Source organism: Pseudomonas syringae group sp. 26L6 (assembly GCF_032587815.1).
Lineage (GTDB): Bacteria > Pseudomonadota > Gammaproteobacteria > Pseudomonadales > Pseudomonadaceae > Aquipseudomonas > Aquipseudomonas amygdali.
In genome coordinates, this window is record NZ_JAWHPJ010000055.1 from 83705 (window position 1) to 108744 (window position 25040).

The 25040-nt window shown below is 58.2% G+C and carries 22 protein-coding genes; 12 read left to right on the top strand and 10 right to left on the bottom strand.

Annotation, left to right across the window (positions count from 1 at the left end):
* Both RYA97_RS24160 and RYA97_RS24165 read left to right on the top strand, forming a co-directional pair.
* Window positions 1–960 carry an ABC transporter substrate-binding protein gene (locus RYA97_RS24160; RefSeq protein WP_005781381.1) on the top strand — a complete coding sequence of 320 codons (960 nt, stop codon included), beginning with the start codon at window positions 1–3 and terminating at the stop codon, window positions 958–960.
* The gene (locus tag RYA97_RS24165) at window positions 957–1997 is read left to right on the top strand and encodes a FecCD family ABC transporter permease (RefSeq protein WP_004667166.1); all 1041 of its coding nucleotides are present in this window, start codon (window positions 957–959) and stop codon (window positions 1995–1997) included. The genes RYA97_RS24160 and RYA97_RS24165 overlap by 4 nt, the downstream gene beginning before the upstream one ends.
* Window positions 1998–2092: 95 nt before the next feature.
* Here the strand turns inward: RYA97_RS24165 and RYA97_RS24170 are convergent, their stop codons facing one another.
* Entirely contained in the window at window positions 2093–3658 is a 1566-nt protein-coding gene (locus tag RYA97_RS24170) for a carbohydrate porin (protein ID WP_316893228.1), read from the bottom strand.
* A 167-nt stretch (window positions 3659–3825) separates the two neighbouring features.
* On the opposite strand from RYA97_RS24170, the gene RYA97_RS24175 reads away from it, so the two are divergent.
* The 6 genes from RYA97_RS24175 (at window position 3826) to RYA97_RS24200 (ending at window position 10667) form a co-directional block, all read left to right on the top strand.
* Window positions 3826–5100: an ABC transporter substrate-binding protein gene (locus tag RYA97_RS24175; protein ID WP_044295457.1), complete on the top strand. Its 1275-nt coding sequence runs from the start codon at window positions 3826–3828 to the stop codon at window positions 5098–5100.
* Window positions 5101–5121: 21 nt separating this feature from the next.
* Window positions 5122–6084 carry a carbohydrate ABC transporter permease gene (locus RYA97_RS24180; RefSeq protein WP_005781372.1) on the top strand — a complete coding sequence of 321 codons (963 nt, stop codon included), beginning with the start codon at window positions 5122–5124 and terminating at the stop codon, window positions 6082–6084.
* Window positions 6081–6923 carry a carbohydrate ABC transporter permease gene (locus tag RYA97_RS24185; protein WP_005744932.1) on the top strand — a complete coding sequence of 281 codons (843 nt, stop codon included), beginning with the start codon at window positions 6081–6083 and terminating at the stop codon, window positions 6921–6923. The genes RYA97_RS24180 and RYA97_RS24185 overlap by 4 nt, the downstream gene beginning before the upstream one ends.
* 27 nt (window positions 6924–6950) lie before the next feature.
* Window positions 6951–8096 (top strand): sn-glycerol-3-phosphate ABC transporter ATP-binding protein UgpC, encoded by a 1146-nt coding sequence (locus RYA97_RS24190; RefSeq protein ID WP_316893230.1) that lies wholly within the window; start codon window positions 6951–6953, stop codon window positions 8094–8096.
* A complete protein-coding gene (locus tag RYA97_RS24195) occupies window positions 8093–9607 on the top strand; it encodes a glycoside hydrolase family 32 protein (RefSeq protein WP_039847485.1) in 1515 nt (504 codons plus the stop codon). The genes RYA97_RS24190 and RYA97_RS24195 overlap by 4 nt, the downstream gene beginning before the upstream one ends.
* A gap of 67 nt (window positions 9608–9674) precedes the next feature.
* Window positions 9675–10667 carry a LacI family DNA-binding transcriptional regulator gene (locus RYA97_RS24200; protein WP_005781366.1) on the top strand — a complete coding sequence of 331 codons (993 nt, stop codon included), beginning with the start codon at window positions 9675–9677 and terminating at the stop codon, window positions 10665–10667.
* A 100-nt stretch (window positions 10668–10767) separates the two neighbouring features.
* Here the strand turns inward: RYA97_RS24200 and RYA97_RS24205 are convergent, their stop codons facing one another.
* Complete coding sequence (locus tag RYA97_RS24205) at window positions 10768–11223, bottom strand: winged helix-turn-helix transcriptional regulator (protein ID WP_005756893.1); 456 nt, start codon at window positions 11221–11223, stop codon at window positions 10768–10770.
* A 149-nt stretch (window positions 11224–11372) separates the two neighbouring features.
* Here RYA97_RS24205 and RYA97_RS24210 point away from each other — a divergent pair, with 149 nt between their 5' ends.
* The 4 genes from RYA97_RS24210 (at window position 11373) to RYA97_RS24225 (ending at window position 15477) form a co-directional block, all read left to right on the top strand.
* On the top strand, window positions 11373–12629 hold the full coding sequence (locus RYA97_RS24210) for an MFS transporter (protein WP_046832882.1): 1257 nt from the start codon (window positions 11373–11375) through the stop codon (window positions 12627–12629).
* 134 nt (window positions 12630–12763) lie between these two features.
* The gene (locus RYA97_RS24215; RefSeq protein ID WP_016981480.1) at window positions 12764–13660 is read left to right on the top strand and encodes an EamA family transporter; all 897 of its coding nucleotides are present in this window, start codon (window positions 12764–12766) and stop codon (window positions 13658–13660) included.
* 186 nt (window positions 13661–13846) lie between these two features.
* Complete coding sequence (locus RYA97_RS24220; RefSeq protein WP_016981479.1) at window positions 13847–14572, top strand: NAD-dependent epimerase/dehydratase family protein; 726 nt, start codon at window positions 13847–13849, stop codon at window positions 14570–14572.
* A gap of 98 nt (window positions 14573–14670) precedes the next feature.
* Entirely contained in the window at window positions 14671–15477 is an 807-nt protein-coding gene (locus RYA97_RS24225) for an isocitrate lyase/phosphoenolpyruvate mutase family protein (protein WP_005781353.1), read from the top strand.
* A gap of 263 nt (window positions 15478–15740) precedes the next feature.
* On the opposite strand, the gene glmS is transcribed toward RYA97_RS24225, so the two are convergent.
* The 8 genes from glmS to RYA97_RS24265 all read right to left on the bottom strand — a co-directional run bounded on the left by glmS (window position 15741) and on the right by RYA97_RS24265 (window position 25039).
* Window positions 15741–17576 (bottom strand): glutamine--fructose-6-phosphate transaminase (isomerizing), encoded by a 1836-nt coding sequence (gene glmS, locus RYA97_RS24230; protein ID WP_016981477.1) that lies wholly within the window; start codon window positions 17574–17576, stop codon window positions 15741–15743.
* A gap of 9 nt (window positions 17577–17585) precedes the next feature.
* Window positions 17586–18353: a DeoR/GlpR family DNA-binding transcription regulator gene (locus RYA97_RS24235; protein ID WP_005744946.1), complete on the bottom strand. Its 768-nt coding sequence runs from the start codon at window positions 18351–18353 to the stop codon at window positions 17586–17588.
* Window positions 18354–18655: 302 nt separating this feature from the next.
* Window positions 18656–20023 carry a bifunctional UDP-N-acetylglucosamine diphosphorylase/glucosamine-1-phosphate N-acetyltransferase GlmU gene (gene glmU, locus RYA97_RS24240; protein WP_005744948.1) on the bottom strand — a complete coding sequence of 456 codons (1368 nt, stop codon included), beginning with the start codon at window positions 20021–20023 and terminating at the stop codon, window positions 18656–18658.
* 125 nt (window positions 20024–20148) lie between these two features.
* Window positions 20149–20574 (bottom strand): F0F1 ATP synthase subunit epsilon, encoded by a 426-nt coding sequence (locus RYA97_RS24245; RefSeq protein ID WP_002555981.1) that lies wholly within the window; start codon window positions 20572–20574, stop codon window positions 20149–20151.
* A gap of 44 nt (window positions 20575–20618) precedes the next feature.
* On the bottom strand, window positions 20619–21998 hold the full coding sequence (atpD, locus tag RYA97_RS24250) for a F0F1 ATP synthase subunit beta (protein ID WP_002555982.1): 1380 nt from the start codon (window positions 21996–21998) through the stop codon (window positions 20619–20621).
* 27 nt (window positions 21999–22025) lie between these two features.
* Window positions 22026–22886: a F0F1 ATP synthase subunit gamma gene (gene atpG / locus RYA97_RS24255; protein WP_003367855.1), complete on the bottom strand. Its 861-nt coding sequence runs from the start codon at window positions 22884–22886 to the stop codon at window positions 22026–22028.
* Window positions 22887–22936: 50 nt separating this feature from the next.
* The gene (gene atpA / locus RYA97_RS24260; protein WP_002555984.1) at window positions 22937–24481 is read right to left on the bottom strand and encodes a F0F1 ATP synthase subunit alpha; all 1545 of its coding nucleotides are present in this window, start codon (window positions 24479–24481) and stop codon (window positions 22937–22939) included.
* Window positions 24482–24502: 21 nt separating this feature from the next.
* Window positions 24503–25039: a F0F1 ATP synthase subunit delta gene (locus tag RYA97_RS24265; protein WP_003315956.1), complete on the bottom strand. Its 537-nt coding sequence runs from the start codon at window positions 25037–25039 to the stop codon at window positions 24503–24505.
* Between the last annotated feature and the right edge of the window lies 1 nt (window position 25040).

The window sequence follows — 25040 nt, forward strand, 5'->3', positions numbered from 1 at the left end:
ATGAACACCCTGCTCACCCGCCTGGCTTTGATTACCTTGTTGTGCAGCCCGATGGTGCAAGCGCAACCCAGCGCCTACCCCGTCACCGTGCAAAGCTGCGACCGCTCGGTGACCTTCACGGCTGCGCCGCAGCGTGCAGTCAGCAACGATGTAAACCTCACCAAAATGATGGTTGCCCTGGGTTTGCAATCACACATGGTCGGCTACAGCGGCATCACCGGCTGGAACAAACCTGATCAGGCCCTGCTGCGCGACCTTGGCAACCTGCCCGAGCTGGCCAGCAAATACCCCTCTCTGGAAACACTGCTCAATGCCAACGCCGACTTCTATTTTGCCGGCTGGAACTATGGCATGCGGGTGGGTGGCGACGTCACGCCGCAGAGCCTGGCCCCATTGGGTATTCAGGCCTATGAACTGACCGAGTCCTGCGCGCAGATAATGCCGCGCGCTGAAGCCACACTTGCGGATGTCTACAACGACTTGCTGAACCTGGGCCGGATATTCGACGTGCAGGCCCGCGCAGAGGCGTTGGTTGCGCAAATGCGCCGCAGCGTGAGCGAGGTTCAGGCAAGCGTGGCAGGCAAATCGTCGCCCAGGGTTTTCCTGTATGACAGCGGTGAAGACCGGCCCATGACCGCCGGGCGTCTGGCCATACCCCAGGCACTGATCAGCGCCGCGGGCGGGCAGAATGTCATGGGCGACGTCGCGGCCAGCTGGACCCACGTCAACTGGGAATCGGTTGTGCAAAGCAACCCCGAGGTTATCTTGATCGTCGACTACGGCGAAGTCAGCGCCGCGCAGAAACAGCACTTCCTTGAAAGCAACCCGGCGCTGCAATCCATCGACGCGATCCGCAACCGACGCTATGTCGTGCTGCCCTACGTGGCGGTGACGCCAGGCATCGACAACGTCGCGGCCATCGAGACGCTTGCAGCAGCATTTCATGACGTGACGCGATGACCCTGGCGCAGTGGCTGACCGAGCACCCTCGCCGTTACACGGGTTTGCTGATCACTCTGACGCTCGTGCTGCTGATGTCATGTCTGGTGTGCATCACCTTCGGCGCGGCCCCTGTGCCGTTGAACCGGGTGATGGATATCCTGATGTTCAAGCTGTTCGGCGCCAGCGAAAACCCACCTCTCTGGACCGCGGGACAGGAAACCATCGTCTGGCTGATACGCACGCCCCGCGTGTTACTGGGCGTACTGGCAGGCGCGGGACTGGCTCTGATCGGCAGCGTCCTGCAAGCCGCGACGCGCAACCCGCTGGCAGACCCTCACCTGCTGGGCGCGACCTCGGGCGCGACACTTGGCGCGGTTATCGTGGTCATGCATGTAGGAGAAGTGCTTGGCACGCTGACATTGCCACTGGCTGCGTTTGTCGGCTCGCTGGTCAGCCTGTGCCTGGTGCTGTGGCTGGCCAGCCACAAAGGCCGACTGGACAGCCAACGCCTGCTGCTCGGCGGCGTGGCCGTGTCCTTTGTAATGATGGCGATCGCTAACCTGTCGTTGTTTCTGGGCGATCACCGCGCCAGCTCCTCAGTGCTGTTCTGGATGCTCGGCGGCCTGGGGCTGGCGCGCTGGGAGCTGCTCGTTGTGCCACTGATCACGGTTCTGTCTGGCTGGGTTCTTTTGCAAGGGCTGGGTCGTTCCCTGAACGCATTGATGGGCGGCGATCAGACCGCCACAAGCCTTGGTCTGCAAGTACGCAACGTGCGCCTGCTGGTTTTCCTGATCGCCTCACTGATGACCGGCGTGCTGGTTGCGCTGTGCGGCTCCATAGGTTTCGTCGGCCTGATGGTGCCGCACATCGCCAGACGTCTGGTGGGCTCGGAACATCGACGACTGTTGCCCGTCGCCACGCTTCTGGGTGCTTTATTGATGATCTGGGTGGATGTCGTCTCCCGCACGCTTATCGCGCCAGAGGATCTGCCTATAGGTATTGCGACGGCATTGTTGGGAGGGCTGTTTTTTATTTTCATGATGAAGCGCGGTTGAAGGAACCACTCGATAGGTAGACGGGTAATTTCTCATGACACTCACGCAGCATCGCACTGAGCCTGACTGTTCACTGGCACTTCTGAAATACCTCACTAAAACCAGGTTTCCATCTGAATGCCAAATTGCCAGACACCACCGGAGTTGAAGTCGGTTTTGCCGAAGTTGCCGCTCGTGCTGTATCGGTCCAGATCAGAAGACCAGTTCATCAGGCTTGCGAACACTCGCAATTCGGGACGCGTTAGCAGGTCACCCATGTCCGGCTTGAAGGTCGGCGCAACCGTGAATTTCCAGAAGTTGCCGTCGACTGCATTGCGTTGCAGGTAGCCTTTGGGGTCAAGGTCCATGGTTTGCCAACTCAGCTCGTAGGCCATCTCGAAGTTACTGTTGATCTCGTTGGCCAGGCGCATGTTCAGAGTGAGCCAGCGGTAATCGTCGCCTTTGACGTATCGGTCTTTGCTCTGCTCGGCCAGCAAGCTGGGACCGATGCGCCACCCCGGCGCAATAGGCGTCTCGCCATACATCGCCAGACGCACCGCGCGGGCGTCGTCGATCAGTTCGCCATCCGCGCCAATGTCCTTGACCTGAGCCCCCAGGCCCTGCCCATAGAGCAACGCCGTCTTGAAGAAGCCTTCCCTGCCGAAAAAGTCTTTCTGGTGATTCGCCAACATGGTGTGCAGGCCTGAATCTGCGGGCGCAAAACCCGCTCGATTGGTGCGCGTGCCGACGTCGTTTTTCTTTGCGCCAATGGCGTTGAACATCCACTGCCACTGACCATTGTCGAAGAATTGGTTGGAGGTCAGGATGTAGCTTTCCACATCGGCATCGACGCCGCCCTCACTGAAATCTCCGTAGTTACGTCCAATCAAGGAATAGTTCGAGCGCCAGTCCTTGTTCATCTGCACATCGTAGATACCGCCACCGGTACCGGCCAGAAAGACCACGTCCGAGTCCAGCCAGTGGATATCGAAATTATCCCTGTCGAAGCGCTTGCCGGCCCACAGCGTGGCGTTCTCGAACACCGAATTACCCTTGAAGGCGGCGATATGATCGAGTTCGGTAAATACCTGACGCACGTTCAGGCTGCTTTCTTCGGCTGTCCAGTCGTTATAGCTTTCAACGCCATCGGCGATGGAGACCGTGAATTTGGAACGCGTGCCGTTCTGCGCGTAGATTTCTTTCGACAGATCGAAGCGCATGTAGGTGTCGTCTTCGTTACCCAGGCGCCCGACCGCTCCACCGACTGAACCGGCCGGGGTCGTATAAGGGCCGCCGCGACCGCCGCCCAAACCGTCGTTGATCAATAGACCAGAGCGAGCATAACCCTTGAAGCTGAACCCGTCGGAGAGGTGTCTGGCACTGCCTGGCTTCTCCATGCTTTGCTGGCGGGCTTCGAGCTTTGCCACGCGATCATCCAGGGCGGGTGCTGGACTGGACGACACAGCCGGGGCGGCAGGCTGCAAAGCGGGGGTCGAGAGTTTGAGTTGCTGAAGCTCCCTGGCGAGCGCCTGGGTTTGCTGTTCGGCTGCGGCGGCACGCCGTTCAGCAGCGCTGGCACAAGCTTCAAATGCAGCCATCCGCTCTTCCAGAGTCGCGGCCTGAGAGACGGTTGTCGAGGTGCCGAGTACCCCTGCGAGTAGCCATCTTGATGCGTTCTGCATGTGGACTTCCTGTTTTGTTTTTATTGTTTTCGTGACGTTGGCCGAGCCTTTTTCCTTCAGCACAAAATTGTGCAAATCGGAGAAAAAAGGGTGCCACATCGAAAATGCGCTGTTACATTGACGATGTTAACGTTAACTTTTATAAAAACAAAAATAAAGAGGGCTCTATGAAACAGCTGAAATCTCTTCTTCCCGTCGCGCTGCTCACCCTGTCTGCCGGGTTTTCTGCGCTGTCGAACGCAGCCGATCTGACGATCTCGTGCGGGGCCGTCGGCGCTGAATTGCAACTGTGCAAGGAGGCAGTCGATAGCTGGTCAAAACAGACCGGCAACAACGTTCAAGTGGTTTCCACGCCTAACTCGGCAACCGAACGCCTGTCGTTCTACCAGCAGATCCTCAGCGCCAAGTCCACCGACATCGACATCATTCAAATCGACATGGTGTGGCCGGGGATGCTCGCCAAACACCTGACGGATCTGCGCGAACTGCTTCCGGCAAATGCGACACAAGGCTATTTCCAGGCACAGGTGGACAACGCCACCGTCGACGGCCGGCTGGTGTCGATGCCCTGGTTTACCGACTCGGGGCTGCTGTATTACCGCAAGGATCTGCTCGACAAGTACCAGCAGCCGGTCCCCCAGACCTGGGAGGACATGACCGCTACCGCCAAAAAAGTGCAAAAAGCCGAACGCGATGCGGGGAATGCCACTATGTGGGGCTACGTGTTCCAGGGGCGCGCCTATGAAGGCCTGACGTGCAACGCCCTGGAATGGATCAGCAGCCAGCCGGACGGCGGACTGGTCAACCCGCGCGGAGACATCGTGGTCAACAGCCAGGCCTCACGAGTCGCGCTGACCCTGGCAAAAAGCTGGATCGGCGAGATCTCACCGCCCGGCGTACTTAACTACACCGAGGAAGAAGGCCGTGGCGTATTCCAGTCGGGAAACGCGCTGTTCATGCGCAACTGGCCTTACGTCTGGGCCTTGGTGCAAAGCAAGGACAGCGCGATAAAAGACAAGGTCGGCGTCGCGCCCCTGCCCAGTGGCGGCGCGAACGGCACCCACGCTTCAACGCTCGGAGGCTGGGGCCTGGCGGTTTCGCGCTACAGCCGCAACCCCAAACTGGCGGCAGAACTGGTTGCGTACCTGACCAGTGCCCAGCAGCAAAAACAGCGTGCCCTGGCAGGCGCTTACAACCCGGTTATCGAGTCACTTTATGCCGACCCCGAGTTGCTCGCGGCGATGCCTTACTACACCCAGTTGCACGGCATCCTCAGCAATGGGGTTATGCGCCCCGCCGCGATCACGGCCAACGGCTACCCACGCGTCTCCAACGCATTCTTCGATCGGGTGCATAGCGTGCTGGCGGGCGATATTCCGGTCGATCAGGCACTGGTCGAACTGGAACGCGAACTGACCCGCATCAAACGCCGGAACTGGTAAGCCACACGTAAGGAGATCAACATGCCCGTCTCTTCTACCGACTTCCCCGGAGACGACGAACTCGTCACCCGGGAAACGCCTGTACAACGTCGCAGGCTACGCGCCGCCTGGCTGTTTCTGACGCCGATGCTGGTGTGCCTGACGCTGGTGGCGGCCTGGCCGTTACTTCGCACATTCTGGTTCAGCCTTACCGACGCCGACCTGTCGGACACTGAAGGCGGCTCATTCATTGGCCTGAGCAATTATCTGCTCTACGACGGCACCCTCTGGTCAGGCGTTCTGGTCGATCCGCAATGGTGGAACGCGGTGCGCAACACCCTGCACTTCACCGTGGTGTCGGTCGGGCTGGAAATGGTCCTGGGACTGATGGTGGCGTTGCTGTTGAACGTCAAGTTCACCGGCCGCGCGCTGGTCCGTGCGTTGATTCTGATCCCTTGGGCGATTCCGACCATCGTCTCGGCGAAGATCTGGTCATGGATGCTCAATGACCAGTTCGGCATCATCAACCATATGATGCTGAGCCTAGGCCTGATCGACGCGCCGCTGGCCTGGACGGCAGATGCGGACCTGTCGATGTGGGCAGTGATCATCGTCGACGTCTGGAAGACCGTGCCCTTTGTCACCCTGCTTATGCTCGCGGCACTGCAGATGCTGCCAAGCGACTGCTACGAAGCCGCCAGGGTCGACGGCATTCATCCTGTGCGGGTGTTCTGGCGAGTCACCTTGCCGTTGCTGATGCCCGCCTTGTTGGTCGCCGCGATCTTTCGCATTCTCGATTCGTTGCGGGTCTTCGACGTCATCTACGTCCTGACCTCCAACTCTTCGAGCACCATGAGCATGTCGGTCTATGCCCGCCAGCACCTGGTGGAGTTCCAGGACGTCGGCTACGGCAGCGCCGCCTCCACCCTGCTGTTTCTGGTAGTGGCAGTGATTGCCATGCTTTATCTGTACCTCGGCCGTCGCCAACTGGAGGTGCGTTCATGAACCTGCGCCAACTGAAGAAAGCCCTGCTACGTGTGGGTTTCTGGTGCCTGATCGGGATCTTGCTGCTCTACGCCATATTCCCTTTCTACTACGCCATCGTGACATCGCTGAAGCCGTCCAGTGCCTTGTTTGAAGTGAGCTACTGGATCACCGAAGCCGACTTCTCCAATTACGCAGCGGTCCTCAGTCAGGCGTCATTCCTGCAGGCCATCGCCAACTCGCTGGTGGTTGCGCTGAGTGTGGTAGCGCTGGCGCTGTTCCTGGGCCTGACGGCGTCCTACGCCCTGGGCAGGGTCAAGTTCCGAGGCCGCGGCACGGTGCTGATGATGGTGCTCGGCGTCTCGATGTTTCCTCAGGTCGCGGTGCTCTCGGGGCTGTTTGAAGTCATCCGCGCGCTGGGTCTCTATAACACCTCATGGGCACTGATCCTCAGCTACACGATTTTTACCCTGCCCTTCACCGTCTGGGTGCTGACCACGTTCATGGGGCAACTGCCGCATGAGCTGGAAGAAGCGGCAATCATGGACGGCGCATCGCCCTGGGTCACGCTGACCCGCGTGCTGTTGCCGCTGCTGTGGCCCGCACTGGTCACGACCGGCCTGCTGGCTTTTATTGCCGCGTGGAACGAGTTCCTGTTTGCCCTGACCTTCACCCTGACAGACGCGCAACGAACGGTCCCGGTCGCCATCGCCCTGATTTCGGGCGGCAGCTCCCACGAATTGCCCTGGGGCCTGTTGATGGCGGCGTCGGTGCTGGTGACCGTCCCACTGGTGATTCTGGTGCTGATCTTCCAGCGCCGCATCGTTTCCGGCCTCACTGCCGGCGCGTTGAAAGGTTGATGCACACAACTGACAAGGAACAGCATCGTGATGAAATTGAAGCTAGCCAACATCAACAAGCAATTGGGCGGCACGCGCATTCTGCGCGATGTCAGCCTGGAAATCGCTGCGGGTGAGTTCGTTGTGTTCGTTGGCCCTTCGGGCTGCGGAAAGTCGACGCTGCTGCGCTTGATCGCCGGGCTGGATTCGATCTGTGGTGGCGACCTGCTGATCGACGGACGCCGGGTCAATGACCTGGAACCGCGCGAGCGTGGCGTCGGCATGGTCTTTCAGTCTTACGCTCTGTACCCGCACATGAGCGCCTACGACAACATCAGTTTCGGTCTCAAGCTGGCCAAGACTGAAAAAGGCAGCCTGCGCGAACGCGTGCTGAAAACCGCACAGATCCTGCAACTGGAAAAACTGCTGCAACGCAAGCCCAGGGAGCTGTCCGGTGGGCAGCGCCAGCGTGTTGCAATGGGCAGGGCCATGGCGCGGGAACCGGACATTTTGTTGTTCGATGAACCACTCTCCAACCTCGATGCCTCGTTGCGGGTGCAGATGCGCAACGAAATCGCCCGGCTCCACAAACGGCTGGGCTCGACCATGATCTACGTCACTCACGATCAGGTAGAGGCCATGACCCTGGCTGACAAAATTGTCGTCCTCAACGGCGGTCAGGTCGAACAGGTTGGCTCACCACGCGAACTCTATGAGCGCCCCGCCAGCGTCTTCGTCGCCGGTTTTCTGGGCTCGCCAAGAATGAATTTTCTGCCAGTCCGCTTGCACGCACCAAGCCGCAACAGCCTGATCGATATCCCGGCACTGGGCATGACATCCCTGCCCTTCGACAGCTCGAACCTGGCCGACGACGCGCAATTGACCCTGGGTGTCCGTCCGGAACACATATCTCTAAGTGCAGCGAACAGTGGCACTGGCGTCACCGTGACCAGTGTCGAATACCTGGGTAGCGAGGTCTACGTGCATCTCGCTACAGACGAGAACGAACCCTTGATCTGCCGTTGCGAGGCAAAAGCCGGATGGCAGGTGGACGACCGGGTCGCGCTGCAGTTCGATACCGAAAATCTGCACGTGTTCGACGCCGATGGCCTGGCCTTGAAACGCCACTCTGACGCCGACCAACACCTGACACACGACACCACGCCGCACTTCGTACAAGCGGGTTCCCTATGAGTTTTTCTGTGAATGCCATGAACGGTCCAATGTCCAACACACTGGAGCGCGCGCACCATGCGTTGAAGGATAGCCTGGCGCAGGTGATCCACGACTATCGACCCGGTTATCACCTGGCCCCGCCTGCGGGCTGGATGAACGACCCTAACGGGGTGGTGTACTTTCGTGGCGAATATCACGTGTTCTATCAGCACCACCCGTTCGACGCGAAATGGGGACCAATGTACTGGGGCCATGCAAAGAGTGCTGATCTGGTCCATTGGCAGCACCTGCCCATTGCCCTGGCACCCGGTGATGACTTCGACCGGGACGGTTGTTTTTCCGGCAGCGCAGTGGTGTGTGGCGACACCCTGGCACTGATCTACACCGGGCACACCTGGCTGGGTGAGGTAGGCGACGAGCTTTTGATCCGTCAGGTGCAGTGCCTGGCCACCAGTCTCGACGGCATCAACTTCGTCAAACACGGCGCCGTCATCGACAGCCCGCCGCAAGACACAATCATTCATTTCCGTGATCCGAAGGTCTGGCAGCAGGATGACCACTGGTACCTGATTGCCGGTGCGCGTCTGGGCGACAGGCCGTTGCTGCCGTTGTATCGGTCTGTGGACCTGCACGCGTGGGAATTCGTGAGCTATGTATCCAGCGGCAACGAAGGCGATGGTTATATGTGGGAGTGCCCTGACCTGTTTCGCCTTGATGGACGCGATGTACTGCTTTACTCCCCCCAAGGCATGCCAGCCCAGGGCTACGAGCGACTGAACAAGTTTCATACCGGCTACCGAGTGGGCCAAATCGACAGCCAATGGCAGTTCAACGGCGGGCCTTTTATCGAACTGGATAACGGCCATGACTTTTATGCTGCGCAGACCCTCGTGGCTGCCGATGGCAGACGTCTGGTGTGGGCGTGGCTCGATATGTGGGAAAGCCCGACCCCCACAGCAACCCATCACTGGCGCGGAATGCTCGGCCTGCCACGCGAACTCGAACTGCGCGACGATCGCCTTTGCGTGTACCCCGCACGCGAACTGACAGCGCTGCGCAACACGCCATTGCCTGGCACTTCCTGGTGGAGCGAAGCGGGCACTCAGTGGCTGACTGACGTACACGGCGATCTGCTCGAAATCCACGTGCACCTGGACCTGCTCGACTGCACCGAAGGTCACCTGGGAGTGGCGTTGCGTTGCAGTTCAGATGGCAAGGAGCAAACTCTGCTTTACTACGATGCGTCGCTAAAACGTTTGATACTGGACCGCGATCAGTCGGGCACCCACGTCAGCGGTCAACGCAGCGTAGCAATACACCCACAACAGGACCGGCTTGAGCTGCGAGTCTTCCTGGATCGCTCGTCCATTGAAGTGTTTGACCAAAACGGCAGCTTCAGCTTCAGTAGTCGCCTTTATCCACAGACCGACAGCCTGGGGGTAAAGCTTATTGCCAACGGAACCGGAGGCCGGGTGTGCATTGCCAATGCCTGGGAACTCTCTTCGGGATGCTTACAGGTAAATCATTGAAGTCGCGAAAAAAATCAGGCCTCTGTAGCATGATAATTATCAGTCAACCTGACAGGCCCCGCCTTGCATGACCTCAGTTAAAGACGTTGCACGATTGGCCGGTGTGTCCCTGATGACGGTATCCCGGGCGCTTAATAATCCGGAAAAACTGAGCCCCGAGACGTATCAGCGAGTCCGTAGCGCGATTGACGAGCTTCAATTCGTACCCAGCCTGTCAGCGCGCAGGATTCGCGGCGACAACTTGCAGACACGAACCATCGGAGTGTTTGCGCTGGACACCGCGACAACGCCGTTTGCGGTAGAGCTGCTGCTGTCCATCGAACAGACCGCACAGCAGGCAGGCTGGAACGTATTTATCCTCAACCTGCTAAGCAACCCGCCCACCGACCAGAACGTCGACCTGATGCTGTCCCACCGACCTGACGGGTTGATCTTCAGCGCCATGGGGTTGCGCGAAGTAACTATTCCCCAGCGCTTGAAAAGCAAACCGCTGGTGCTCGCCAACTGCGTAGCCGATGACAGCAGCCTCGTCAGTTATGTGCCAGACGACGAAACAGGGCAGTACCGCGCCTTGCACCATGCGTTCAGCCAAGGCTACCGACGTCCGTTGTTTATCAATCTGCCAAAAAAGAGCCTGGCCTGGAAAATTCGCCAGGCGGGTATGCAGCGGGCCTGCCAGGCATTCGGCCTGGCTACCGGCGAACTCTTGCAATACGACCTCTCCGAGCATGACGCCTATGGGGAAACCGCAGCCATCCTTGAACGGCACATGATTGAAGGCCGTCCGCAGTTCGATATTCTGATCTGCGGCAATGACCGCATAGCCTTTTGTGCCTACCAACTGCTGCTGGGCCGTGGCCTGAAAATCCCCGGTGATGTCGCCGTGCTGGGCTATGACAATATGATCGGCATCTCCGAACTGTTCATCCCTGCGCTGACCACCGTGCAACTGCCGTATTACGAGATCGGCCGCAATGCCGCCCGGTACTTGATCGATGGCCTCGAAGTCTCGGGTGCCCAGCCGGTAGATTGCCCGCTTGTGGTCAGGGAATCGTTATGAAGGGCTTGCGGTTTCGGTAACGTCAGTTCGAAGCTGGCTTTGTAACCGCCAACATCATCACAGAGCAACTTGATCAGCGATCGGTTGCTATCGACTCGCGTCAACCCCAGCGCTTGACGACCCGACGATGACAATCGGCCGGAGTCAGCACCTTGCCCGCCTTGGAACGTACGGCGATGGTTTCTACTGGCTCCGACAATTCATTGTCGAGCAGCACCGAGTAGCTCTCCCCTGCGTTGAACAAGTAGCGCTCCCCCCACTGGCGCATGCTGACGACGATGGGGAACACCGCGCGGCCCATATCAGTCAGCACATATTCTTTGTAAGCACTGCCGTCGGAGGCCGGCTGAATGTCGAATACGCCCAACTCCACGAGCATTTTGAGCTTGACCGTGAGGATGTTCTTGGCGAGACCAAGACGTTTCTGAAATTCACTGAAGCGGCGAACGTCGTCGAACGCGTCGCGGATGATCATTAAAACCCAGCGATCTCCGATTGCTTCAAGCGTGCGGGCGACAGGGCATTCGCTCTGCGCCAATAATTGCTGTTTGGCCATGGGGCTCCTAGAGGCGAGGTAGCAGGAAATGTAAAAAGTTCTAACGTCAGACGAAAATGTTTTACACATGTGGTTGCATTTAACAACCTCGCTTGTTAAAAGTTCACACAAGGTTTTCTTTTGCAACCACATATTCCAAGGATGGAGCGATGCCGTTCAAGTCTCGTGCCCCGGTAAAGATGGAAATCGAAGCCGAAAAATCCAGCGGTGGGTACACGCAAGCTCCCCAACCCCGGGACACCCCCAAGCTTAGTCGCTATCAAACTTTTCTTTTTGCAATTACCTGCGCCATGGCGGTCGCAAACGTCTACTTCGCCCAGCCTTTGCTGGAATCGATGGCTGCCAGCCTGTCGGTTTCGCCGGGCACGATTGGTGTCGTAGTGACCGCGACACAAGCAGGTTATGCCGTCGGATTGTTGTTCATCGTTCCGCTGGGTGATTTGCTCAATCGCAAGAAACTTATCCTTACACAAATGCTGCTGTCAGCTCTGGCCCTGTGCGCAGTGGGTCTGTCGCAGGATTGGGGCATGTTGCTCGGCTCGATGGTGCTCGTTGGCCTGATGGCAGTCGTGGTGCAGGTGGTGGTTGCCTACGCCGCTTCGCTGGCGAGTCCCGAGCAACGTGGCGAAGCCGTCGGCACCGTGACCAGTGGCGTGGTGCTGGGAATTCTGCTGGCCCGCTTCGTCTCCGGTGCAGTGGCTGATCTGGCCGGCTGGCGCGGCGTTTATTTTGTCTCGGCCGCCCTGATGATCGGCATGGCACTGGTGCTGATGCGCGCCATGCCTGCCTCCACCACGCCACCGGCGAAAGGCAGCTACTGGCAATTGCTGCGATCGGTGTTCCAGTTGTACCTGACCGAACGCACATTGCGTGTCCGGGGCACCTTCGCCCTGCTGATCTTCGCCGCATTCAGTGTGTTGTGGACGTCGATGGTACTGCCGCTCAGCGCACCGCCGTTGTCGCTGTCACACACCCAGATTGGTTTGTTCGGACTCGCCGGTGTGGCCGGTGCGCTGGCAGCGGCACGGGCCGGACGGCTCGCCGACCAAGGGCTCGGCAATCGCACCACGGGCATCGCGCTGGCACTGTTGACCTTGTCCTGGCTGCCGACGGCGTTCGTTGAACACTCATTACTCGCCATGGTGGTGGGTGTGGTGTTACTGGATTTCGCCGTGCAAGCCGTCCATGTCACCAATCAGAGTCTGATCTTTGCCGCACGCCCCGATGCGCAAAGCCGACTGGTGGGTGCCTACATGTGTTTCTACTCGGTAGGCAGTGGTCTGGGTGCCATCGCTGCGACTTATACATATGCACACTTTGGCTGGGTCGCCGTTTGTAGTTTGGGTGCCGCCATCAGCGCAGTTGCCCTGCTGTACTGGACCTACCTGGAACTGACGTCCACATAACGTTCAACCCTTAATAAACTTCTCGCGATCGTCAGTTAACGGATGGTGTGAAACAGCGGGAAGCCGGTGGCAAGAACATCATCCCGCTGGGCTGCCCCGTCGCGGACGACCACCTTCACCAAGGCAAATAATCCATGAAACCACTGCACGTAGTGTTGGCTGTATTGATAACGGCAATCTGGGGTGTGAATTTCTCGGTGATCAAACTGGGACTGGCCACCGTCGATCCGCTCATCCTGGCGGGTATACGCTTCAGTCTCTGTGCATTACCGGCGATTTTCTTCATCCGTAAACCCGACGTGCCGTGGCGCTACATCATCGGCTATGGCCTGGTGTTCGGCATTGGTCTGTGGGGCATGGTCAACCTGGGTATCAAGGCAGGGCTGTCGGCGGGCATCGCGTCCTTGGTGCTGCAGTTCAGCGCGTTCTTCACCATCCTGCTCGGCGGTTGGGTGTTCAAGGAAGCGCTGACCCGCTTCCAGGTGCTGGGCATGTTGATCGCCCTCGCGGGGCTGTTGTGCATCATCAAGATCAGTGACGGTTCGGTGAGCCTCACCGGCGTGTTGCTGGTGCTGGTGGGCGCGGCGTCCTGGAGCGTTGCCAACATCATCAACAAGAAGGCCAGCACCAAGGATGTCTTCGGCTTTCTGGTCTGGTCCAGCGCGTTTGCACCGATTCCGCTGTTCGCCCTCGATTACGCGGTGAACGGCAGCGCCGGCTACACCGCGTTTGTCAGTCAGGTGAATACGACTGCCGTGTTGTCGATCCTGTTTCAGGTCTATCCCAACACGCTGTTCGCTTACTGGATCTGGAACTCGCTGCTCAAAACCTATCCGGTTTCCACAGTGGCGCCACTGTCTCTGCTGGTGCCTATCTTCGGCATGCTCGGCTCAGTAATGGTGTTCAACGAAAGCGTGCCAGTGAGCAAAGTACTGGCGGTGGTGCTGATCGTACTCGGCCTGGCCGTCGGCCTCTACGGTCAGCGTATGTTCAATGCTATGTTCGCGCGTCGTGCACGCACTTCAATGTGAGCCCAAGGGGCAAGATTTAACAACTCGAACACGACAAGAAAGCGGTTCTGACACAGCACTCTTGTCATGGTCTGTTTTATGTTTTTTGGCCCCTGGGGGATTCAAGCGCAGCGGCCAAGATGCTTGAGCGAAGTCTTGGCCACCGGCCTGCTTCCGTCCCAATGAAACCTCAAGGAGATGAGTGCAATGTCGCGTAAAGTTTTCGTAGCTGGCGCATCTAGTGTAATCGGCAAAGCCATGCTCAAGCTCTTGGTGGCTGCGGACTACAGCGTGTATGGCGCTACCCGTCGCGCCGAAAAAGTGAAGGACATTGAGGCCACAGGTGCTATAGCAGTAGTGGTCGATGCCTATGACGCCGAGCGTTTAAACGAAGAGCTGGTCCGCATACAGCCATGGGCTGTTATTCATCAACTGACAGATCTGCCTCGTGGCCTGAGTCCTGAGTTGATGGCAAAAGCGGTCGAGAACAACGCACGTATCCGTACAGAAGGAACGCGTAATCTGGTAGCCGCCGCTCGGGCTGCTGGCGCTACGCGTCTGATAGCTCAAAGCATCGCCTGGGCCTACCGTCCAGGCGAAACCCCTTATCTGGAAACCTGTCCTCTGGACGTGGAGGCACAAGGCAGTCGCGGCATCAGCGTGGGGGGTGTGGCGGCCTTGGAACAGCAAGTGCTGAGCGAGCCTGCATTGAACGGCACAGTCTTGCGCTATGGCCAGTTGTACGGGCCCGACACTGGCACTGACGAGCCGACCGGCACTAGCCCTGTACACGTAAAAGCCGCTGCCCGCGCCGCACTGCTGGCGTTGCAAACAGAGCAAAGTGGTATTTTCAATATCACTCAGGACAGCCCGACCGTCAGCAACGAAAAAGCCAAGCGCGTACTGGGGTGGTCGCCTACCGAAGAGGCTTGACGCGCCAACGCAGCTATTCCGTACGAAGGCAGGCTTTCTATTTCCAGTGGCTTGCCTGCCAAGGTCGACAGATGGCAACTTTCAGACAGGAAAGTGTTATGAAACCACTGGACAATGTTTTTCATGAGTTGCACAAGAATGGCCTTTTGATCCTGGCCAATGTCAGCGGTGCAGGCGGCGCAAAAGTCGTGGAGTCGTTGGGCGCCACCGCGATCGCCACCAGCAGTGCGGGCATGGCTTGGGCGCATGGTTACGCCGATGGCAATCAGCTCCCCCTGACGCGGCTGGCGGCCAGCGTTGAATCCATGACGCGAATACTGCACGTCCCCCTGACCGTAGACATTGAGGCCGGTTACTCCGACGACCTCCAGCACGTTGCCAGGGTTGTCGAAGCAGTTGTCGCTTCAGGTGCCGTGGGTATCAACATCGAAGACGGTGCCGCACCACCGGAGGTACTTGTGCGCAAAATCGAAGTTGCCCGAGAAGTCGCCAACAAACACGGCGTTAACCTATTCATCAATGCACGCAGTGACGTCTACCTGAAAAGCCTGGTGCCCGCCTCCCAGCGTCTGGATGAAATCATCCGGCGTGCAGCGCTTTATGCACAGGCAGGAGCCAACGGCATTTTCGCCGCAGGTATGGTCACACCCGCCGAGATTTCCACACTGTGCAACACCTCCACACTACCGGTGAACCTGCTTGCCCGCGATGGGCTGTCAGCGCCCGAAGAACTGCAGCGCCTAGGCGTTAGACGCCTGAGCGCCGGCTCAAGTATTGCGGAGTTCCTGTACGGCGCGATGGAGGGGCTGGCCCGCTCTTTCATCGAGCGCGGACAGCTGGATACGCAGGCGCTCAAGGGTTTTACGTATGGGAAGTTGAATGGCTTGATGGCGGAGCGTGGATAAAGCGAAAAGCCCATGGGCAGATTGCGCGAAAGTACTCAGAAGCCTAGGGGCCATGACGTTTTCCGCGACATCCCTACTTAAGTAACGCGGCGCGGTGATAGGCCCCTTAAGGCCCATCACCGCGGATGCAGAACATTCCGGATCTGCGCTTTTCAGGGACCTAAGCCAGCGATGTTCGTGGCTTAAGGGAAACAGGTGGGGGAAAAGCGGCCGCTTGCGACGATGTTAATTCACAAATACCAACATTTCCCCCTGTGGATAACTCACTCCACCGTAACCGACTTCGCCAGGTTCCTCGGCTGGTCAACATCCGTCCCTTTCAACACCGCCACATAATACGAAAGCAGCTGCAGCGGAACGGTGTACAGAATCGGTGCCAAGGCATCGATGATGTGCGGCATGGCGATGACGTGAGTACCTTCGCCGTTCTTGAGCCCAGCCAGCTCATCCGCGAACACGATCAATTCGCCGCCGCGGGCGCGTACTTCCTGCAGGTTGGATTTGAGTTTTTCCAGCAGTTCGTTGTTCGGCGCGACGGTGACGACCGGCATGTCGGCATCGACCAGCGCCAGCGGGCCGTGTTTCAGCTCGCCAGCCGGATAGGCTTCGGCGTGGATGTAGGAGATTTCTTTGAGTTTGAGTGCGCCTTCCATTGCTACCGGGAATTGCGCGCCACGACCGAGGAACAGGGTGTGGTGTTTCTCGGCGAACAGCTCGGCGACTTTCTCGATGGTGCCGTCCATTGCCAGGGCTTCGCCCAAACGGGTTGGCAGGCGGCGCAGTTCTTCGACCAGTTGTGCTTCAACGCCCTCTTCCAACGAACCTTTGACCTGGCCGAGTGACAGGGTCAGCAGTAGCAAGGCGACCAGTTGGGTGGTGAAGGCTTTGGTCGATGCCACGCCGATTTCCGGGCCAGCCTGGGTCAGCAGGGTCAGGTCGGATTCACGTACCAGTGAGCTGATGCCGACGTTGCAGATCGCCAGGCTGGCCAGAAAGCCCAGTTCCTTGGCGTTGCGCAGCGCTGCCAGTGTGTCGGCGGTTTCGCCGGATTGCGAGATCGAGACGAACAAGGTGTCCGGCTGAACCACGACCTTGCGGTAGCGGAACTCGCTGGCCACTTCCACCTGGCAAGGAATGCCGGCCAGACCTTCAAGCCAGTAACGCGCGACCATGCCTGCGTGGTAGCTGGTGCCACACGCCACTATCTGAACGTTGCGTACTTTGGCGAACAGTTCGGCAGCCTGTGGACCAAATGCGTGGACCAGCACTTGCTGTTGCCCCAGGCGACCTTCGAGGGTGCGCTGTACAACCTTGGGCTGCTCGTGGATTTCCTTGAGCATGAAGTGACGGTATTCGCCCTTGTCAGCGGCTTCAGCGCCTTCATGATATTGCACCACTTCACGCTCGACCGACACACCCTCGACGTTCCAGATCTGCACGCTGTCGCGACGGATCTCGGCGATATCGCCTTCTTCCAGGTACATGAAACGGTCGGTCACCTGACGCAGCGCCAGTTGATCGGAGGCCAGGAAGTTTTCACCCAGGCCCATGCCGATCACCAGCGGGCTGCCACTGCGGGCGGCCAGCAGGCGATCCGGTTGTGCAGCGTTGATCACGGCAAGACCATAGGCACCGTGCAATTCTTTCACGGCAGCCTTCAGGGCAACCGCCAGATCTGGCGTGTCCTTGAGCTTGTGGTGCAGCAGGTGAACGATGACTTCAGTGTCGGTATCGGATGCGAAGACGTAACCCAGGCCTTTCAGCTGTTCACGCAGCGCTTCGTGATTCTCGATGATGCCGTTGTGGACAACTGCCAGCGTGTCGGCCGAGAAGTGTGGGTGGGCGTTACGCTCACACGGGGCGCCGTGGGTCGCCCAACGCGTGTGGGCAATGCCCAGACGACCGATCAGCGGCTCGCCTTCCAGTGCCTGTTCCAGCTCACTGACTTTGCCCGAGCGACGACGGCGCTCAAGGATGCCTTCGTTACTGAAAACAGCAACGCCTGCGCTGTCGTAACCGCGGTACTCAAGACGCTTGAGGCCTTCGAGCAAAATGGCCGTGATATTACGTTCAGCAACGGCGCCGACGATTCCACACATGGTTATCTCCTAGCTGACAGCAGCACAAATCAGATTGATGCCGCGGGCCTGTATCTGATCGCGCGCCTCACTGGGCAGGCGATCATCAGTAATAAGGGTGTGGATACTGCTCCAGGGCAGCTCCAGATTGGGGATCTTGCGACCGACCTTGTCGGCTTCGACCATGACCACCACTTCTCGGGCGACTTCCGCCATGACCCGGCTCAAGCCCAGCAGCTCGTTGAAGGTGGTGGTGCCACGAATCAGATCGATGCCGTCGGCACCGATGAACAGCTGATCGAAGTCGTAGGAGCGCAGTACCTGTTCAGCGACCTGCCCCTGAAAAGACTCCGAGTGCGGATCCCATGTTCCGCCAGTCATCAACAGGACCGGTTCGTGTTCCAGCTCAGCAAGGGCTCGCGCCACATGCAGTGAGTTGGTCATGACCACCAGACCAGGTTGCTGGCCCAGTTCAGGGATCAACGCAGCCGTGGTGCTGCCACTGTCGACAATAATTCTGGCGTGCTCGCGAATTCGGGAAACCGCAGCGCGGGCAATGGCCTGTTTGTAACGGGAAACCGGCTGGCTGCTTTCGCTGATCAGCTCGTGAGGAAGCGGCACTGCGCCCCCGTAACGGCGCAACAACAAACCATTGGTTTCGAGGGCCGCCAGATCCTTTCGAATCGTAACTTCAGAAGTTTCAAAGCGTCTGGCCAAATCGTCGACACTGACTTCACCCAGCTCATTGAGCAGGGCGAGAATGTTGTGGCGACGTTGTGGTGTATTGCGCTTCGACATGACAGCCTTAAGTTTCGTTTCGAAATATAACGAAGGCAATCAAAACCTATTTTTTGGGTTTGGTCAAGGCCAGAGGGTTTGGCAGGGTATTTTCAATGGAGCTTTAGGAACGAGATTCCTGTAACTCTCGCTCCAGTGCTCCGCTCTCAGAAGTATGCATAGGCCAGCTGGACCAACCCGGAATGCTTTTCGTGGGAGCGGACTCGTCCGCGAAAACTATTTACATAGATTCCAGAACGGGGGATGGCTTTCGCGGACGAGTCCGCTCCCACAGAACATCATTTTTCCGGGCTGTGGATAACTCAGTCTTTCCTGATTTTTACCGGACGCTTCCAGCCTTCGATGTTGCGTTGGCGGGCGCGAGCCACGCCGAGTTGTTCAGCGGGCACGTTCTGCGTGATGGTCGAACCGGCTGCGGTCGTCGCACCATCAAAGATATCCACAGGCGCAACCAGTGAGTTGTTAGAACCAATGAACACGTCTGCACCCAACGTGGTCTTGTGCTTGTTGGCCCCATCGTAATTGCAGGTAATCGTCCCGGCACCTATGTTGGTACGTGCGCCGACCTCGGCATCGCCCAGATAGGTCAGGTGGCCAACCTTGGCACCCTCGCCCAGGTTCGCATTCTTGAGTTCGACAAAGTTACCCACATGCGCTTTGGCGCCCAGCACACTGCCAGGGCGAAGACGTGCAAACGGGCCGGCATCGCTGCCCTCGCCCAGAATTGCGCCTTCGATGTGGCTGTTGGCTTTGACGACGACACCCTTGCGCAGGGTGCTGTCTTTGATGACGCAGTTAGGGCCGATGACCACGTTGTCCTCGATGACTACCTTCCCTTCGAGGATCACGTTGATGTCGATCAGCACATCACGGCCGACGCTGACTTCGCCGCGTACATCGAATCGCGCAGGGTCACGCAGGGTCACACCACCCGCCATCAACCGGCGGGCTTCGCGCAACTGGTAATGGCGCTCCAGCTCGGAGAGCTGTTTGCGATCATTGGCACCCTGCACTTCCATTGCGTCGTAAGGCTGCTCTGTAGCAACAATCAGCCCATCATTGACGGCCATGGCTATTACGTCTGTGAGGTAATACTCGCCTTGGGCGTTGTTGTTCGACAGCCGCCCCAGCCAGTCAGCGAGACGCTTGGCAGGCACCGCGAGAATGCCAGTGTTGCCTTCGGTGATTGCCTTCTGTGCATCGTTCGCATCCTTGTGCTCGACAATCGCGCAGACACGATTCTGCTGGTCGCGAACAATGCGGCCGTAGCCGGTAGGATCGTCCAGAGTGACAGTCAACAGGCCCAGTTGCTGCGGATTGACGAGTTTGAGCAAACGCGTAAGCGTCTCCACTTCAATCAACGGCACATCGCCGTAAAGAATCAACACGGTCTCAGCCGTAAGCGCAGGCAGCGCCTGAGCAACAGCGTGGCCTGTGCCCAGTTGTTTGTCCTGCATCACGAAATTCAGGTCATCGGCTGCCAGCTGTTCACGAACAGCATCCGCGCCGTGTCCGATCACGACGTGTATTCCACTTGGGGATAACTGACGCGCGCTGTGGATAACATGACCGAGCATTGAGTTGCCAGCCACGGGATGCAGAACCTTGGGCAAGGCGGAACGCATCCGGGTACCTTGGCCAGCAGCGAGAATAACGATATCGAGAGACATGATAGGACTACCAACTGAGCGGCAACCGGGCCGAAGGCGGGCTGACTTGAAAGAGGAAATCTGAAAAAAGAAAAAGGGTAGCCGAGGCTACCCTTTTTCTCAATCGCGCATCGAATGCAGCGGGGTTAGCCGCCGAACTTCTTGCGAATTTGCTGAACGGTGCGCAGCTGAGCTGCAGCCTCGGCCAGACGAGCAGTTGCAGAGCCGTAGTCGAAATCTGCGCCTTTCTCGTTCAGAGCCTTCTCGGCAGCCAGTACGGCAGCCTGAGCAGAAGCTTCATCCAGGTCGGCAGCACGTTGCACAGTATCGGCAAGCACCTTGACCATGTTCGGCTGAACCTCAAGGAAACCACCGGAGATGTAAAACACCTCGGCTTCCCCACCCTGCTTGATCAAGCGGATCGGGCCCGGCTTCAGATCAGTGATCAGCGGCGCGTGGCCTGGAGCGATACCGAGATCACCCAGGTTGCCGTGCGCAATCACCATCTCGACCAGACCGGAGAAGATTTCCCCTTCCGCGCTGACGATGTCGCAATGGACTGTCATAGCCATTTGCTTGCCTCAACCTAATTAGCGCCCGTTTCCGGGCGCCGGGATTACAGTTTCTTGGCTTTCTCGATCGCTTCTTCGATGCCGCCGACCATGTAGAACGCTTGTTCTGGCAGGTGGTCGTAGTCACCGTTGAGGATGCCTTTGAAGCCAGCAATGGTGTCTTTCAGGGAAACGTATTTACCCGAAGCACCGGTGAAGACTTCTGCCACGAAGAAAGGCTGGGACAGGAAGCGCTGGATCTTACGAGCACGGTTAACCAACTGTTTGTCGGTCTCCGACAGCTCGTCCATACCCAGAATCGCGATGATGTCTTTCAGCTCTTTGTAACGCTGCAACACATACTGAACGCCGCGAGCGGTGTCGTAGTGTTCCTGACCAATGACGTTCGGGTCCAGCTGGCGCGAAGTCGAGTCCAGTGGGTCTACCGCAGGGTAGATACCCAGGGAAGCGATGTCACGGGACAGTACGACGGTGGCGTCCAAGTGGGCAAACGTGGTCGCAGGCGACGGGTCAGTCAAGTCGTCCGCTGGTACGTATACGGCCTGGATCGAGGTGATCGAACCATTCTTGGTGGAAGTGATGCGCTCTTGCAGAGTGCCCATCTCTTCAGCCAGAGTCGGCTGGTAACCTACTGCGGAAGGCATACGGCCCAGCAGTGCGGATACTTCGGTACCGGCCAGGGTGTAACGATAGATGTTGTCGACGAACAGCAGAACGTCGTTACCTTCGTCACGGAACTTCTCGGCCATGGTCAGGCCGGTCAGTGCTACGCGCAGACGGTTACCCGGCGGCTCGTTCATCTGACCGTAAACCAGTGCCACTTTGTCCAGAACGTTGGAATCCTTCATCTCGTGGTAGAAGTCGTTACCCTCACGAGTACGCTCACCCACACCGGCGAACACGGAATAACCGCTGTGCTCGATGGCGATGTTACGGATCAGTTCCATCATGTTTACGGTCTTGCCGACACCGGCACCACCGAACAGACCGACTTTACCGCCTTTGGCGAACGGGCAAACCAGGTCGATAACCTTGATGCCGGTTTCCAGAAGGTCGTTGCCGCCAGCCTGCTCAGCGAAGGACGGTGCAGGACGGTGAATGCCCCAGCGCTCTTCGGTGGCAATCGGGCCAGCTTCGTCGATCGGGTTGCCCAGCACGTCCATGATCCGGCCCAGAGTCGCTTTACCGACCGGTACGGAGATGGCTGCGCCAGAGTCTGTTACTTCCAGACCACGCTTCAAGCCCTCGGTGGAGCCCATCGCAATGGTACGAACCACGCCGTCGCCCAGCTGCTGCTGAACTTCCAGGGTGGTTCCTGCCGCGCTTTGAACTTCCAGCGCGTTGTAGATACTCGGTACGCTATCGCGTGGGAATTCCACGTCGATCACGGCGCCGATGATTTGAACGATACGTCCGCTACTCATTAGCTGGTTCCTCTAATATTTGAACCGTTAAACCGCGGCAGCGCCGCCGACGATTTCCGAGATCTCTTGGGTGATCGCTGCCTGACGCGCCTTGTTGTAGATCAGCTGCAAATCGCTGATCAAATCACCGGCGTTGTCTGTGGCGTTCTTCATCGCGATCATCCGCGCTGCTTGTTCAGCTGCGTTGTTCTCGACCACCGCCTGGTACACCTGCGATTCCACGTAGCGAACCATAAGGCCGTCTAGCAGCTCTTTGGCATCGGGTTCGTAGAGATAGTCCCAGTGGTGCTTGAGCCCTTGATCCGGGGTTGCCACCAGCGGAATCAATTGCTCCACTGTTGGTTGCTGGGTCATGGTGTTGATGAACTTGTTGGATACCACGGACAGGCGATCAATACGGCCATCCAGGTAGGCATCCAGCATCACCTTGACGCTGCCGATCAAGTCGTTGATCGACGGCTCTTCGCCCAGGTGGCTGATCGCAGCGACGACGTTACCGCCGAAGTTGCGGAAAAATGCCGCACCTTTGCTGCCGACCACGCACAGATCGATCTCTACACCGTTTTCACGGTTCACCGCCATGTCCTTGACCAGAGTCTTGAACAGGTTGGTATTCAATCCACCACACAGACCACGGTCACTGCTCACTACGACATAACCGACGCGCTTCACAGGGCGCTCGATCATGAACGGGTGGCGGTACTCCGGGTTGGCGTTTGCCAGATGACCAATCACCTGACGAATGCGCTCCGCGTAAGGACGGCTAGCAGCCATGCGCATTTGAGCCTTGCGCATTTTGCTGACCGCCACTTTTTCCATGGCGCTGGTGATCTTTTGCGTGCTTTTGATGCTCGCAATCTTGCTGCGAATCTCTTTTGCGCCTGCCATGTAACACCTATCAGGTTAGCAAGCGGGAGCCTTGCGGCCCCCGCTGCGGCTTACCAGGTTTGGGTGGCCTTGAACTTCTCGATGCCGGCTTTCATGCCAGAATCGATTTCGTCATTGAAGTCACCCTTCACGTTGATCTTCGCCATCAAATCGGCGTGATCGCGGTTGAAGTAAGCAATCAGCGCTTGTTCAAAGCTGCCAATCTTGGCGATTTCGACGTCAGTCAGGAACCCACGCTCAGCGGCATACAGCGACAGCGCCATGTCAGCGATCGACATTGGTGCGTATTGCTTCTGCTTCATCAGCTCGGTAACGCGCTGACCATGCTCAAGTTGCTTGCGGGTCGCCTCGTCCAGGTCAGAAGCAAACTGGGCGAATGCCGCCAGTTCACGGTACTGAGCCAGAGCGGTACGGATACCACCGGAAAGCTTCTTGATGATCTTGGTCTGAGCGGCACCACCCACACGAGATACCGAAACACCGGCGTTCACAGCCGGACGGATGCCGGAGTTGAACATGGCCGATTCCAGGAAGATCTGACCGTCGGTGATGGAAATCACGTTGGTCGGAACGAACGCGGAAACGTCGCCAGCCTGGGTTTCGATGATCGGCAGTGCAGTCAGCGAGCCGGTTTTGCCGGTCACTGCGCCGTTGGTGAACTTCTCTACGTACTCTTCGGAAACACGCGATGCGCGCTCCAGCAGACGGGAGTGGAGATAGAACACGTCGCCTGGGTAAGCTTCACGGCCTGGTGGACGGCGCAGCAGCAGGGAAATCTGGCGGTAAGCCACTGCTTGCTTGGACAGATCGTCATAAACGATCAGCGCGTCTTCACCGCGGTCGCGGAAAAACTCGCCCATGGTGCAACCCGAGTACGGTGCAAGGAATTGCAGCGCAGCGGATTCGGAAGCACTTGCAGCCACGACGATGGTGTTAGCCAGTGCGCCGTTTTCTTCGAGCTTGCGAACAACGTTGGCGATGGTCGATTGCTTCTGACCGATTGCTACGTAGACGCAGAAGATGCCGCTGTTCTTCTGGTTGATGATTGCGTCGATGGCCAGAGCGGTTTTACCGATCTGACGGTCACCGATGATCAGCTCACGCTGGCCACGGCCGACAGGAATCATTGCATCGACAGCCTTGTAGCCAGTCTGTACAGGCTGGTCTACCGACTTACGCCAGATCACGCCTGGAGCAACTTTCTCGACCGCATCGGTCTCGGTGTTGTTCAGCGGACCTTTGCCGTCAACTGGGTTACCCAGTGCATCGACAACGCGACCCAGCAGTTCCTTACCAACCGGAACTTCGAGGATGCGGCCGGTGCACTTGGCGCTCATGCCTTCAGCCAGAGTCGTGTAAGCGCCCAGTACAACGGCACCCACGGAGTCTTGCTCAAGGTTCAGCGCCATACCGTAGACGCCGCCCGGAAACTCGATCATCTCGCCGTACATTACGTCGGCCAGACCGTGAATCCGCACGATACCGTCAGACACGCTGACGACTGTGCCTTCGTTACGGGCTTGGGAGGTTACATCGAGCTTGTCGATGCGACCCTTGATGATTTCACTTATTTCGGAAGGATTGAGTTGCTGCATTGCTCTGCTGCCCCTTCAAACTCAAGATTTCAATGCTTCGGCTAGTTTCGCGATCTTGCCACGAACTGAGCCATCGATAACCAGGTCGCCGGCGCGGATTACGACACCCCCTATGAGAGAGGCATCCTCCGCAGCATGCAGGCGCACTTCCCGGCCGAGCCGTGCACTGAGAACCTTGGCGAGTTTGTCTTGCTGTTCTTGGTTCAATGCGAAAGCACTGGTGACATCCACATCGACCGATTTTTCCTGCTCGGCCTTGTACAGGTCGAACAGTTCGGCGATCTCCGGCAGAAGCGGGAGGCGGTCGTTTTCAGCAACGACGTGAATGAAATTCTGTGCCTTGGCATCGAACTTTTCGCCACACACTTCAATAAAAGTGGTGGCCTTTTGTGCGCTCGTCAGTCGCGGGGCCTTGAGCATGCGCTGCATGGTGTCGTCTTGCGACACCGCAGCAGCCAGGCCGAGCATGGCTGACCAATTGGCCAGCTGCTGGTGGGCCTGCGCGTGCTCGAAGGCCGCCTTCGCGTAAGGTCGGGCCAACGTGGTCAGTTCTGCCATG